General features: G+C 67.3%; 11 protein-coding genes, 1 tRNA gene and 1 pseudogene. 10 read left to right on the top strand and 3 right to left on the bottom strand.

Annotation, left to right across the window (positions count from 1 at the left end):
• Positions 1 to 573: 573 nt before the first annotated feature.
• The 5 genes from chvE (at position 574) to KUM49_RS47005 (ending at position 8,558) form a co-directional block, all read left to right on the top strand.
• Entirely contained in the window at positions 574 to 1,668 is a 1,095-nt protein-coding gene (gene chvE, locus KUM49_RS46980) for a multiple monosaccharide ABC transporter substrate-binding protein (RefSeq protein ID WP_217243140.1), read from the top strand.
• A gap of 203 nt (positions 1,669 to 1,871) precedes the next feature.
• Positions 1,872 to 2,045, top strand: coding sequence for a hypothetical protein (locus KUM49_RS46985; protein WP_217243141.1), 174 nt, complete (start codon positions 1,872 to 1,874; stop codon positions 2,043 to 2,045).
• Positions 2,046 to 2,422: 377 nt separating this feature from the next.
• Positions 2,423 to 2,836: a CU044_2847 family protein gene (locus KUM49_RS46995; RefSeq protein WP_308407033.1), complete on the top strand. Its 414-nt coding sequence runs from the start codon at positions 2,423 to 2,425 to the stop codon at positions 2,834 to 2,836.
• Positions 2,837 to 2,979: 143 nt separating this feature from the next.
• Positions 2,980 to 7,218, top strand: coding sequence for a trypsin-like peptidase domain-containing protein (locus KUM49_RS47000; protein WP_217243142.1), 4,239 nt, complete (start codon positions 2,980 to 2,982; stop codon positions 7,216 to 7,218).
• Between the two features lie 578 nt (positions 7,219 to 7,796).
• The gene (locus KUM49_RS47005; RefSeq protein WP_308407034.1) at positions 7,797 to 8,558 is read left to right on the top strand and encodes a hypothetical protein; all 762 of its coding nucleotides are present in this window, start codon (positions 7,797 to 7,799) and stop codon (positions 8,556 to 8,558) included.
• Between the two features lie 233 nt (positions 8,559 to 8,791).
• Here the strand turns inward: KUM49_RS47005 and KUM49_RS47010 are convergent, their stop codons facing one another.
• The gene (locus KUM49_RS47010; RefSeq protein WP_217243144.1) at positions 8,792 to 9,133 is read right to left on the bottom strand and encodes a hypothetical protein; all 342 of its coding nucleotides are present in this window, start codon (positions 9,131 to 9,133) and stop codon (positions 8,792 to 8,794) included.
• Positions 9,134 to 9,395: 262 nt separating this feature from the next.
• Between KUM49_RS47010 and KUM49_RS47015 the strand changes: the two genes are divergently transcribed.
• From KUM49_RS47015 to KUM49_RS47025, 3 genes and pseudogenes are all read left to right on the top strand, one after another.
• Entirely contained in the window at positions 9,396 to 9,725 is a 330-nt protein-coding gene (locus KUM49_RS47015; RefSeq protein ID WP_217243145.1) for a hypothetical protein, read from the top strand.
• A gap of 87 nt (positions 9,726 to 9,812) precedes the next feature.
• Positions 9,813 to 10,217 carry a DUF5958 family protein gene (locus tag KUM49_RS47020; protein ID WP_308407035.1) on the top strand — a complete coding sequence of 135 codons (405 nt, stop codon included), beginning with the start codon at positions 9,813 to 9,815 and terminating at the stop codon, positions 10,215 to 10,217.
• Positions 10,218 to 10,757 (top strand): annotated as a pseudogene (locus KUM49_RS47025) (UTRA domain-containing protein); the annotation flags it as partial.
• A 24-nt stretch (positions 10,758 to 10,781) separates the two neighbouring features.
• On the opposite strand, the gene KUM49_RS47030 reads toward KUM49_RS47025, so the two are convergent.
• Complete coding sequence (locus KUM49_RS47030; RefSeq protein WP_254402845.1) at positions 10,782 to 11,150, bottom strand: hypothetical protein; 369 nt, start codon at positions 11,148 to 11,150, stop codon at positions 10,782 to 10,784.
• Positions 11,151 to 11,968: 818 nt separating this feature from the next.
• Here KUM49_RS47030 and KUM49_RS47035 point away from each other — a divergent pair.
• Both KUM49_RS47035 and KUM49_RS47040 read left to right on the top strand, forming a co-directional pair.
• The gene (locus KUM49_RS47035; RefSeq protein ID WP_308407036.1) at positions 11,969 to 12,739 is read left to right on the top strand and encodes a DUF2637 domain-containing protein; all 771 of its coding nucleotides are present in this window, start codon (positions 11,969 to 11,971) and stop codon (positions 12,737 to 12,739) included.
• 263 nt (positions 12,740 to 13,002) lie between these two features.
• A complete protein-coding gene (locus KUM49_RS47040; protein WP_217243148.1) occupies positions 13,003 to 13,485 on the top strand; it encodes a hypothetical protein in 483 nt (160 codons plus the stop codon).
• A gap of 152 nt (positions 13,486 to 13,637) precedes the next feature.
• Here KUM49_RS47040 and KUM49_RS47045 read toward each other — a convergent pair.
• Positions 13,638 to 13,713, bottom strand: a tRNA-Arg gene (locus tag KUM49_RS47045).
• Positions 13,714 to 13,769 lie beyond the last annotated feature (56 nt).

A 13,769-nucleotide genomic window follows, 5' to 3' on the forward strand; every position in this document is an offset into this window, starting at 1 on the left:
CTTACTGTCACGCCAACATTTTTGAACATGTGACGAGATTTCGAACAGTTGAAAGGCGATGGCCCTGTGCACCCCCGTAATCCGTACGCGCGTGGCCGGAACGCCGTGGCGCAGCCTGGCCTACGTACAGGAGCACACCGGCAAAGGGATCACTAGGGTCGGCGAGCGCCGGATGCCGGGCCGCAGCAAGCACTGACCGGCGAACTGCGGGACACCGAGGCGTCTGCGCACCGACTCGAGCAACGTGCCCGGCCGACCTGACTCAACCAGGTGAGCGAGGTCCGCCGGCTGTTCACTCGCCTTGAAGCACGCCAAGACCCCCGACGACCTCGGTGGCTACGTGCGGATCCACGAGGGCGCCGAGCTGATCCGCTCGGCGCACTGCTCTGTCTGAAGCCAGGTCCGTTCCATCGGCGGGCCTGAACCCGGGCACCGCCCGCGAGTGGGCTCGGCACGTCCGCTCGCAGCAGCCCTGCCGCTGTCGCCGCCCGGCCCGCTCCACCGCTTTCCCGAAGCTGTCTGCCTGACCCGCCGTTTCCCCCTCAACGACGAGAAGAACAAGGAACGATCACCATGTTGCACCGAAGAGCCGCCCTCGCCCTCCTCGCCGGAGTCGGCTCCCTCGCCCTCACCTTGTCGGCCTGCGGCCAGGGCAGCGAGGGCAGCTCCGCGGACAGTTCCGAGGGCGTTACCGTCGGGATCGCCATGCCGACCCGGGCCTCCGAGCGCTGGCTGACCGACGGCAAGAGCGTCGTCGACAACCTGAAGGGCATGGGGTACAAGACCACGCTGGTCTACGGCGACGACGACCCGAAGGTCCAGGCCTCGCAGATCGAGACCCTGGTCAAGCAGGGCGTCAGCGCACTGATCATCGCGTCCATCGACGCCAAGTCGCTGAACAGTGCGCTGCAACAGGCCGCCGATGCGGACATTCCGGTGATCGCCTACGACCGGCTCATTCTCGGCACCAAGAACGTCGACTACTACGTCTCCTTCGACAACGAGATGGTCGGCCGGCAGCAAGCCCGCCACATCATCGAGAAGCTCGGCCTGGAGGACGGCAAGGGTCCGTTCAACATCGAGATGTTCGCCGGCTCCCCCGACGACAACAACACCAAGTACTTCTTCGACGGCTCGATGGCGCTCCTGGAGCCGTTCCTGGAGAACAAGCAGTTGGTCGTCCCCTCCGGCGAGACCAAGATGAACCAGATGACCACCCTGCGCTGGGACGGGCCCACGGCAGAGAAGCGCATGAGCGGCATCCTCGCCGAGTGGTACGGCAACCGGGAGGTCGACGCGGTCCTGTCGCCGTACGACGGAATCTCCAGGGGCGTCCTGTCCGCGCTGGAGGCGGACGGCTACGGCTCCGACGGCAAGCCCCTCCCGGTCGTCACCGGTCAGGACGCCGAGCTGGACTCGGTGAAGTCGATCATCGCGGGTGAGCAGTCGCAGACCGTCTACAAGGACATCCGCGCGCTCGCCAAGGCCGCCACGGAGATGGTCGACGACATCCTCACCGAAAGAACGCCGAGGGTGGACAACCGAACCGACTACAACAACGGCGTCAAGGACGTGCCCGTCCACTTGCTCCAGCCGGAGAGCGTCGACAAGAGCAACTACGAGATTCTGGTCAGGGATGGCCACTTCACCGCCGGCCAGCTCAAGTAGTGCAGCCCCGGGACACTGATCACTTCGTCGGTCACCGCGCCCCGCCGGTTGTCGCCCGGCGGGCCGAAGTCGCAGCCGCGAGCGGACGAGGTTCAGCACCTGCCGGCGGGACCTCGTCCGTCCACGATCGGCGCACCCGGCAGGGCGGTTTTGCCCCCGCACGCAAGGGCACACGGCGAGTGAGACTCCGCGGAGGTGCCGAGATGAGTGCCGGAGAACGAGCCAAGGCAAAGGCCGAACAGGTCGTCGGAAAGACCGTGCGGAAGGCGGCCCACGCGGTGCACAAGGACACCCTGGCAGCAAAGGGCGCCGCTCTCGAAGCACGGGGCATGACGCGAGGCGCGAAAGAACGGTCCAAGGGTTCTTTCAAGCGCTGACACGTTCATGCGGCGGCCGGTGGAGCGTGGGGACAGCTACGACCGGGTAGCCGAATGGTCAGGGGCCCGACCGGTCCGCGGCCTACCGCAACCATGCTCTCTTCCTCGGTTCACCGCGCCACGGTGGCGAGGACATCGTGGCCCAGCCGCTGGATGACGTCCGTGGCGAGCCGGTGCCGGAGTTCGCCGTCCCGGGCGGAGCGCACCAGGCCCGCGTCGCAGGGTCCGCACCTGCACCCCCACGCACGACGGGTCCCACGAATACCGCCGCCGCCGTGAAGCCGGGCCGTCCCGGCGCTTCCATGGGGCCGCCCCACGGCAATTCGACAACTCATGCCTCTTTAAAAGGAGTTGGGGAAAGGGGAATCATTGCGGGGGTGGGACTGACGGGCGCGGTGTGGCCGAAGGGGGAAGCGGTGGCGTATCTCGTGGAAGTGCCGGTCGGTGGCGCGGACGGGCAGTCAGAGGTGGTGAAGGTTCAGATAGAGGCTCAGGGGGACGGCCTGGTGAGGGTCGCCAGGCCGGGGCAGGTCGTGGCGCGGGCCACCCGCTCGTTGGGCGAGATGGTGGCGGCGGTCAGACCGGTCGCCCAGAACTTCGTCGACGGCTTCCAGGACATGACCCGCAGACCGGACGAGATCAGTGTCGAGTTCGGTCTTGCTCTGTCGGCCGAAGCCGATGTGGTGATCTCCAGCACCTCGGCACAGGCCAACTTCAAGGTCGCGCTCGTCTGGCGCCGGTCCTCGGCCGATCCCATCGGCGCTTCGGCGGGAGACGAGCCCGCGCCGTGACGGCGTCCGAGCGGCCGGGCGGGGTGACGCCTGACCCGGCCGGCTCCGACGCCTCGACGGCTGATACTCCCGGGAACGGGAACGGGAACGGGAACGGGAACGGGAACGGAAACGGGCCCGCGGTCCACGTCCCTGCCGCCGACGTGGGCACCAGCGCCCTGGAAGCGGCCCTGCTCCAGATCCGGGACCAGCAGGGTGAACCGGTGGGTGTGGGCTTCCTGGTCACCGATGAGTTGGCTCTGACCTGCGCACATGTCATCAACGCGGCCGTTGGTACGCCCCCGGAGACCGAGCCCGCCGCCGACGCCCGCATCGCGGTGACGCTGCCCCTGCTGCGGGCCCCGGCCGGAAGTACGCCGGACGATGCCGCGGCCGACGTGCCGCACGTCCTGGCGAGTGTCGAGCGCTGGGTCCCTCCGCGGCCGTCCGGCGCCGGAGACGTGGCCGTGCTGCGGATGGACACCCCGGTGCGGGGCGGTCGGCCCATCCGCCTGGTGGACAACCCGGACGTGTGGCAGCACCCTGCGCGGGTGTTCGGCTTCCCCGCGGGCCGCCCCGGTGGCGTGTGGCACTCGGCCGTGCTCCGCGCGCGGCAGGCCGACGGACTGGTCCAGGCCGACCTGGCGGAGGGCGGCTACCGGGTCTCCGGCGGCTTCAGCGGCAGCCCGGTGTGGGACGGGGAACTCGGTGGCGTCGTCGGCATGATGGCGCTGGCCGAGCAAGGCGAGCCCCCGGCGAGCTATCTGATCCCGACGGCCGGCGTGCTGGACGTCTGGCCCGAACTGCGTGACCTCGTACTGCCGCCGTCGCCGTTTCGACGGCTGCTGGCGTTCGAGGAGGCCGACGCCGCTGTCTTCCACGGCCGCCTGGCGGAGACCGACGCGGTCGCCCGTATGGTCGCCGGTGAACGCTGGACCGCGATCGTGGGCCCCTCCGGCTCCGGCAAGTCCTCCCTGGCCCTGGCAGGAGTCGTACCGAGGCTGCGGCCGGAGGCCACCTCGGTGATCGTGCTGCGGCCCTCGGCGGGCAGCACCCCGACCGCGGGCCTGGCCCTGGAACTGCTGGCCCTGCTGGAGCCCGATCTGTCCGAGACGGACCGGCTCGGGCAGGTTCCGACGTTCACCCGGATCCTGGTCAGGAACGGCGGCGTGGCTGACGTCGTCCCGCGGTTACTGAGACAGCAGGGAAACCGTCGGCTGCTGGTCGTACTCGACCAGTTCGAGGAACTGCTCGCCCGCGAAGCGGCGGCCGTCGACGAGTTGGCCGGGGTGCTGTTCGACGAAACCCTGCCGGACACGGTCCGCGTGCTGACCACCCTGCGGGCCGACTTCCTGGGTGCGGTCCTCGACCACCCGCGTCTCGGACACGCGTTCGATGGACAGCAGGTGTACGCGCTCGGCCCCATGCACCCCGACCAGCTCCGAGACATCGTCACCCTGCCGGTGGACGCCATCCCCGGCGTGCAGTACGAGCCCCACCTGGTCGACCGCATCCTCGACGACACCGGCGCCGAGCCCGGTGCGCTGCCCCTGCTCGGCTTCGCCCTGGACCAGCTCTGGCGGGAGCAGCAGCAGACCCACGGATGGCTCACCCATGACGCGTACGAGAAGATCGGTGGCGTCGCCGGGGCGTTGCACGACCACCTCGTCAAGGTCTGGAACGCCCGGGTCCCCAAAGCCGACGAGGAGGCGGCACGGCGGCTGTTCACTCAGCTCATCCGCGTGCCCCTGGAATCGGCCGGTGTCACGCGGCGGGTGGTCACGCGCAGCGAACTGGACGACACGGAATGGGAGGTCGCGCAGCACCTCGCCACCACCCGCCTCCTGGTGACCGGCCGGGACGCCCACGGGACCGAAACCGTCGAACTGGCTCACGAGTCCCTCATCTCCAGCTGGGACAAGCTGGCGGACTGGGCCGCGGAGGATCGATCCTTCCTGGTCTGGCGGGAGTCCCTGCGTCACGACAGAAGCCGCTGGGACGACGGCGGGCGCTCACCCGAACTGCTGCCCACCGCAGCCGCTTTGGCGAACGCCGAGAAGTGGCTCGACGAACGGGGCGCCGAACTCACCGCCGCCGAGCACGAGTACCTGGAACTGGGCCGCGCCCATCACCGTTCGCGCGCCCGCAGACGCCGGGCGCTCAGGTCCGGCTTCGGCATCCTCGTCGTCCTCGCGTTGCTGTTCGGCACCCTGTTCGCGTACGCGCACGAGGAGAGCCAGGAACGCCAGACACTCGCCAACTCCCGTTCCCTCGCCCAGTTCTCGCAGGACCAGGCCGAATTCGACCCGGCGCTGTCGGTGAAGCTGGCGCTCGCGGCGTATGAGACCGCGCCCACGATGGAGGCCCGCAGCCAGTTGCTGCGGCAGTACCTGGCCCACTCGGGCTCCACCCGCATGCTCTCCGGACTACTGGGCACGATCCAGCAGTTCCAGACCAGCCGGGACGGCAACGTCGTCTTCGCCAGGTCCGCCTTCGGCCGCGCGACCCTCTTCGTGGGTGCCCTCACCGGCACCGTGCGCAGCGAACAGTTCTCCCGCAAGCAGCTGATCATGGCCATGGTGTCGGCCGACGGAAGCAGAGTCGCGTTCGTCTGCGACGACGGGTCGGCCGGCTGGTTCGAGGTGCACCCGGACGCCGAACGCCTCATCGGCACCGTCCACGAACTGCCCAAGGCGAAGGACCTGATCAACTACTTCGACAGCAGCAGCGGGTTCGCGATGTCCGAGGACGGACGGACCGTCGCCGTCCGCGACGGGGACGACCTGATGTGGTGGGACCTGGACAGCGGCACCGTCGGCGGCAGGGTTCCGGCACCCCCGGACATGGGTGGCAATCTGTGGATCGACCCCGACAAGCGGCACCTGTTGGTGGAGACCTCCACATCGAAGGGGAACACGTTCCACGTCGCTCTGCTCGCCGTCGACATGGCCACAGGCAGGAGCCGTACCGTCGTGCGCGACGCCAAGCAGCTCATGGTCTCGGGCGACCGGTCGGCCGTCGTCGTCTGCCGCCGTGACGGCGGCCCGGACGCGTCACTCACCCTGTGGCAAATCTCCGACGGCGCCCAGCAAGGGCGTCGCTACGTCTGGGACGACGGGGACTGCGGACTCGAGGGCGTCGACTCGACCGGGCGGCACGTCGTCACGGGCACGGCGGGCAGGCTGTCGCTGGTGGATCTCTTCCAGGGCAAGTTGATCAGCGAGTCCACCCGGCCCAGGGGGACGGTGGTGATCGCCCGGGACGTGGTGTCCAGCGGCGGCAGACTGTTCGCCGCCGCGCACGACGGATCGTTGATCAATTACGTCGAACTGTTCACCAAGCCCAACGTCGTCAAGGTGAGCGATCAGAAACTCAGCGCGGACGGCAGCAGAACCATCAGCCTCGTGGACGACGGAGCAAGCCTGCAGGTCCGCTCCGTGACAAGCAAGGCGGGCGACCCGCCGACAGCCGAGGTGAACCGCCCGCGGCCGTACTGGTACCCCAAGGACGGATACCAGCTCGTGCTCAACCCGGACCGGACACTCCTCGCCGACTGGGTCGCGGAGGACACCATCTCCGTCCGGAAGGTGCCCACACTGCGGCAGACAGCCCGGATCACCGTCCCCAGACCGCCGTCCACATCCGAGTTCCAGTACTTCTTCGACCGGGACGCACACCTCGTGACCGTCTCCGGGACGCGGGTGCAGCAGTGGGACACCCGCACGGGCATGGAACTCGCCCACTTCGACGTCAAGACCCTCCTCGCCGAGAGCGGCAGCGCGAGCACTCCGCCGACGGTGAAGGTCGCCAACCACCCGGCGGACAACCAGGTGGCCGTGCTCCTGTGGGACGACCCCACGGTCCGTGTCGTCGACCTCACCACGGGACGCACGAAGACGACCGTGAAGGTGCCCAAAGACACCACCGCCCTGCAGTTCGATCCCAGCGGTCGCCACTTCGCCGCCCTGCGCAGCGGCGGCATCGTGGAACTGTGGCGGCGCGACCCGCTGCGCAGGGAACTGGGACCACTGCGCAGCCTGGTCGAGGACGCCACGACGCCGTACGCGGCCCGGTTCATCGACGGGGAGGGCGGCTACGCCGTGGCCGCCAACAGTTCCGTACGGATCTACGAGCTCGGCAGGCGCAGCTACCGTGAGTCGTACGACTTCGGTCGTGTGCCTGCCGGCAAACTGCTGGGGGACGACTCGTACGTCTTCTGGGACATCACTCCGGACGGCAGGTCCGTGATCTACCAGAACTCGATCAACACAGGCGGACCCCTGCGCCTCGATCCCGAGAGCTGGCGGCGCGAGCTGTGCGAAGTGATCGGTGGCCAGGGGTTCAGCGGAGACGAGAAAGCCGGCCTTCCGGCGCCCGTGCCGACTCGACCGCTCTGTGCCTGAGCCGCCGCCTGAGCGGGTAAAGGGCGCCCACGTGAAGAACGCTGCACGAAGATGAGCCGCGTGAACAGAACCACTGAGCAGGCCGTTGTGGCCCGCTTGGGGCAGGAACACCTGCGCGCGGCATTTCCCGTAGGTCTGCGCGGTGCCGAGATATCAGGCATCGACATGGTGCTGCTCGACGCCGGCATCGCCGGGTGTGTGTCGACCTGGCACAACAACGGCGGCGCTCTCGACACAGAGCGCCATGACATCCTGCGCGACCGCATCGAGACCTGGACCAGGTTCTGCCGTTGCTCAACGAAGCGGAGGACCGCTGCTACTACCAGCGCCTGCGTGAGCTGGCGCAACTCGTGTCGGACACCGGCCCACGACCCACCAAGTGAACCGACGCGCTGGTCGGCGGGTGTCTCACACCTGCGCCACCGCCTACGCCCTGCGATGCATCGGCATGGGCGTCGGGGGCCACGCTCCGACGGCGGCTGAGCTGCGCGAATGACATATTCTCGCCCCACCTGCCATGCCTGCGGCCGGGGGATGCACGGCCGGGGCAGGCCCGAACCAATGGGGGATCCATGCGCATGAAATCCATAGGTGCCGTCCTCACCGGCGCCCTGGCGCTTTCCGCCTCCGCCGTCACCGCCCCGGCCGCCCACGCGGCGGAGACCGGCGTGGTGATCCAGAAGCTGTCCGTGAACGGCGGCAAGCCCCTCGTCCTCGGCACCTCCCAGAGCGAGTCGTTCACCATCTCGGTGACCGCCTCGGACGACTCGGGGATCAGCAAGGACCTCGCGTTCCTCCAGATCGACCGGGAGGTGGGCGACGACTACTGGTCGTACCACGGCGCCCCGACGTGCACCGCGGTCAACGCCACCACCTCCACGTGCAAGCTCACGTTCAAGCTCGATTCGGGCTGGGGCGTGCCCCGTAACACCCTCGCGGGCAAGTGGGACGTGACCGTCCAACTCCAGTCCAAGGACGGCGACCTCTACAACAACGGCGGAGCCGCCAAGCACCCGGTCCTGCGGCGGGGCACGCTCAGCGTCAACGCCGGGCCCGAGCCGGTCGCCAAGGGCAAGCCGATCACGGTCACGGGCAAACTGGCCCGCGCCAACTGGGACAAGCGCATTTACGCGGGCTACACCAACCAGCCCGTGAAGCTGCAGTTCCGCAAAGCCGGCACCACGACCTACACGACCCTCAAGACGCTGTACACCAACTCGACGGGCAACCTGTCGACGACGGTCACGGCAGCGGCCGACGGCTACTGGCGCTGGTCCTTCGCAGGCACCCCCACCACTTCGCCGGCCAACGCCACAGGCGACTACGTAGACGTGCGCTGACAGCCACCGCCGTCAAGCCTGCCGCCAAAGGGCCCCGGACCATGATCGGTCCGGGGGCCGTTGCCTGGTGCCCCCGAGCACCCTGCAGTGTGGCCTGCCGATATGGGGCTCGGTGGTGGTCTCTCTACGATCCGGCTGTGACCGCTTCAGTGCGTCATCGTTCGCCGCCGTTGATGTCAGCTGGTGATGTCAGCCGGACGGCCTATGCGCTGATGGATGCCGAACGGGCCACGTCAGTGAGCGTCGACGCCGTGCTCGGTGAGCGACTCGTCGATGTAGTCGCACAGCTCCTCGCGCTCGCCGGTTTCGAAGGCGCTTCCGTTGTGGGCGTCATTCACGGCGTTGAGGGCCAGGACGGCGCGTTCCACTACGGCGAGGATCTGCGCATCCTCCGCTTCGGCCAGTCTCGCGAGCTCCGCCTCATAGGTGTCGAGGACGGCATCGGTGGCCGTGAGCAGATTTTCGGGGAACAGTCCAGCCATGCAGGCGCACTCGGGGTCCAAGGCGCCGGAGGCAAGTTCCTCGGCTTCTTCGGCTATGCCGTCGCGCCAACTCGTCGTAGGTCTCTCAGCCATGAAGCGGACCGTACAGCGCAGGTCTGACACTCCACTGCACTGCGGAGGCGCGCGACTCAGCAGCGCGCTCGCTTTCCATCTGTGGTGGTGGGCTCCGGTGCCTCGGACGGGGCCGTTCACCTGCGTTCATGGGCGGTCGGCCGCCTGAGCGGATACCGCCTGGGCCTCGCCTGAACGGCCGTGAACGGCGCTGCAGGAGAAGGAAACTGAGACGGACGGCGGGGCCAGGCCCGCTAGCATCTCCGCTGTTGAAGGGGGAGTCATGGCACTGGTCCGCAAGGGATCACGACTGATCGTTGTCGACGGCACGGCCTACCGCTGGCGGCTGCGAGGCAGGCCTACGTACTTCCAGGGGCTGGCCTGGTCGCCGTGCACGTTCGCGGTCGAGCATGCGGACACCCCGGGGACAACGCTGGTGGTCACCACCGACCAGCCGCATCCGAGCAACTGGATCGGTCGCGAGGCTGAGCCTGTACTGCCGTCCGGTGTTGCCGCGGCTGTTCGGCTTGCCCTGCGTGAGGGGTGGACTCCAACGGCTCCGGGCTCCGCGTTCCACCTCGACCAATCCGTCGGCTTCTCGCCTTCACACTGAACAGCCGGGGAATCGCTCACGGGCACTGGTACGCAGTTCCGGCTGCCTGAAGATACGGGGAGGTAGCCGGAGTTGTACGCACACGAGGTGGTCCTGAACGAACTTGCGCAAGGACTCAGACCAACGGCCGAGGGTGTCGAGTGGTTCGAGGGTCTCTCGGAGGATGACCAACGCAAGGTCCTGCACGCACTGGTGCTGTTCTGCGGGCAGGCCCGCGCCCGCAAGGACGATGTACCAGAGAGCATTGCGCGGTCCGGCATTCGTCCCACTCACACGCCGGCGGTGATGCTCACGAAGTGGCGCTTCGGGATGGAAGTACTCCCGGCCTATGAACTCACCAAGTCCTTCCGCCTGCTCATCGCTCTCTTCAGCATCGCGGATACCCGAAGGCGGACGCTGCATTGCGCCGATGGGTGCGGCCACGAGTGGCACAACCTGTCGGATCCGATGCGGGATGCAACCCAGGTGTCTTCTTGCCCTGGGTCTCGGTGAGTACGAACGCGGCCACCAGTCCGAAGGCTCGCCTCCGACCGGTTCGCCCGGCGGCACCGCGAGCAAGGTAAGTCCACCTTCGTCGTCGAGGCCGACGCCGTCGGCAGTCACCCCCAGGCCGACAGCCTGGACGTCAAGGAAGAGAAGGCCAGCCAGGACATCTCCACCCGGCTCGGCTCCGTGCGCCGCGTCCTCGCCCGCCGGGGCCGCTACCTGCTGGACGGCCGGCCGGTCGAGTTCGCCACCTCCTACCTCCCGCTCGACATCGCCCGCGGCCCACAGATCGCCGAACCCAACCCGGCCCCGGCGGCATCTGCCCCCGCCTCGAAAAACCGGGCCACCACCTCGACCACTTCGAGGAGGAGCTCCGGGCCCGGATGCCCTGGCCGACCGAGGTGAAGACGCTCCGACTGGCCTCCGGCGTGCCCGTATTCATCTGATCCGGACCGCATACGACACCGAGGGGCGGGCTGGGGAGGTCTGCGACACGGTCATGGCGGGGACGCGTACGTCCTGTCGTACCAGCTCCCGGCGACGTGATCGCGTGCCGATTGCGGGCTGACGCTAGGTGGTGGGCTGATCGGTGGCCTCAGGAGCGGATCGCTCGAACAGGGAGCTGATGTTGTTCCACATGAAGTCCTCTCGCCAGTCCTGCTTTTCGGCCGCCCAGCCGAGAAGGGCCCGCAGCACCTTGTCCTGGGAGACCGTTTGCGTCCGGTAGTGCTCTGCGGGGACGCCATCCCGGTATTCCAGTTGGTAGGTGTTGTTCTCGCGCAACAGGACCTGGATGTACCAGTCACCTGCGCACTCCTCGTCCTGCCGCTCAACGATCATGTGTTCGTTGTCGCGCCCGAGGTTGGCGAGCATGGTGCCAAGGGCCGGCCTCGAAGGGCGCTTCACCACGTGGCCTCGGGCGTTCGTCGCAATCAGCATGGGCAGATCCTGCCGGGTGGGTCTGACAGTCACCTTCACCGAGGAGTGTGCGCGGGGCCGTTCTCCCGAACGCGCCGCCTGGCGGGCGTACTCGTATAGACGACCGAGCAAGTCGGAGGCAGGGGCATTCAAGGCTGCGGGAAGCAGCCTCTGGCTACGGATGTGGCTTCCACGTGCGTTAGCGGCGGGCGTGTGCCACGGCCTCGAACGCGACGAGCCAGCCTGGGAAACCCCTCCTGAGCTCGCCCTTGGTTATTGCCCCCGACAGGATTCGAACCTGCGGCACCCGTCCAGGAGTTCTGCCGGCCGCAGCCGCACCTGTCCAGATTACTCATCCAATTACACCGGCAGCGAATCCTATTTACTCCTAAAGTGGAGTCGGGAAGAAGAATTAATCGACCAATAGGGTGCCGAGTCGGATGTGTGGCGTAATTGATCAAGAACTCTTCTCTCGGGTTTTCTGCCTTCATAAGCTCACTCTTTTGCCGCACGTCCTGAAGGAGGGGAGCCGCGTTATCAGGCTATGACGACAGCAAGGACCCATGGCCTGCCTCGACGCAACACGAGGACGGATAATATTTCTGCGGTTCGCGACCTGGCAGTGGGGAAGTACACTTTCCAGCCCGGTGCGGGGTACGCAGCGCTGACGGCGCGGGGCACGGCGGCCAGGGACGACGCGCAGTCCGAACGGCAGGTCACCGAGCCACTGCTTCGCGAGTTCCTCGCCCTACTGGAGGAAATCCAGCAGGAAATCAATTCACGATGGAGCGGTCAGGGGAAATCCGGCCGCCGCGTGCAGCGTGACGGGTCGCATTTCCGTGAATCATGACTATGTCGATCCTGCCTTTGCGCAGCGTGAGTACTACTCCGACGCGTTCTCGTACGGTCCGGGAACCGGCTGGGACGGGGGACATGCCGACGACGTGCACTCAGGGGTTCCCCTGACCGCACCCGCCGGAGGCTGGGACCCGGTCGAGGAACTTGCCTATCTGCTGCAGGAGGCTGTTCCGGAGGAGCAGACGGCCAGGATCCCGCAACCTCGCAGCGAGCCCGCATCAGGCGTCGCCTTCAACGACCCGATGGAGAACCTGGCGCAGATCACCGCTCAACTGCCGCCTACCCGACGCTCCTCTTCCGGGCACCGGAAGCTCCACGTCCGAAAACCCCGGCTCAAGTGGTTGCAGACCGGCAGCTTCGTCATCGTCGCGCTCGTTGCCGTCATCGTGGCGATGGTCAGTGTCTTCGGCGGCATGGTGGCCTATAGGCCTCTGCAGAACATCACCTCCGGGACGGGAGGCGCCGTGGTCCCGTCGTGGCCTCTTCTCGTGTACGGCCCCTGGATGGTGGCCTCTCTCTCCATCCTCCGGACTGCCCTGCACCAGCGCCGAGCTGTGCACTCGTGGTTCATCGTTCTGCTGTTCTCCTCCGTCGCGATAATGCTGTGCGTGGCTCAGGCGGACAGAACCGTCACCGGTATCGCCGGAGCATGCCTGCCGGCCCTCGCCTCCCTCGCCTGCTTCCAGCAACTCGTCCGGCAAATCACGCTGACTCTGCCACCGCGACAGGACAAGCGGCGCCACCGCCGGTAGCAGCACCGTCCTCGGCGCACGGGTGTCCGTTTCTCTCCCCTCACGCTTTCGGTTCGCTATGGATGACCGGCGTCGAGTGGTCTTGCCTCGGTGGGTACTGGTGGAATCGATTGATTCGACGCCGACTTCCACCACCAGCCTGATTGGGCCAGCAGTGAGTTCAGCTTTTCCGGCGTGACTGAGCACGCCGGCCGGCTCATCGTTGGTGTCAGCCACCGTGGGCGGACCTTCCCGCTGTCAGTGGTGCATGGCACTGTGCCGCCATGACGACAACGACAGAGCTCACCCTCTTCGCCGACTACTTCCAGATACACGTATCCGATGCGGATTCGGACGGTGATCTGAGCGAAGCGTGGACTGACCAGGCTGTCGCCGATCACCTCGCGGTGGCACCGGATGCGCTGGGCATCGGCACGGTGGTCAATGTCAACGTATCCGTCACTGTTGTCGTCCTGCCTCAGGAGCCGAGTGATGACAGCTCGGAATTCGATCACGTCGTTGAGGCGAGCCTCCATGTGTCGTTGGGCCGGCTGATGGTTCTGGGCTGCACGGACTACGCCCCCGAGGCGGCTACGTTCGAGGTCCCGGCAGGCTGGAACCGCGTCCGCGTGTCCCGGAGCAACTTGGCTCGGGCAGCTCAGGCCGACGTCGACTCTGACGAGAGCCCCGAGACGATTGAGAAGATCCGTATCCAGGTGTGGGCGGCCCCAGAATGTCCAGCAGAGATCATCAAGCGGTGGTCTTAGCTCGACGGAGTCTGTGATGGCCGGCTCGTGTGCCCGTCCTTCGAACTTCCTTGCGGCGTCCCGCAGGCGGCCGGTGGTGAGTGACCGCCCTCGTTGATGTCAGAAGCAGATGTCAAAGGCCCCGGACCATGATCGGTCCGGGGCCTTTTGTCTGGTGCCCCCGGCAGGATTCGAACCTGCGACACCCGCTTTAGGAGAGCGGTGCTCTATCCCCTGAGCTACGAAGGCGACGGCGTTCAGTGTAGCGGGTGGGGCTGGTCCTTTACCGGTGGGCGGTCGGGGGT

Source organism: Streptomyces sp. AC555_RSS877 (assembly GCF_019049245.1).
Classification (GTDB): Bacteria; Actinomycetota; Actinomycetes; order Streptomycetales; family Streptomycetaceae; genus Streptomyces.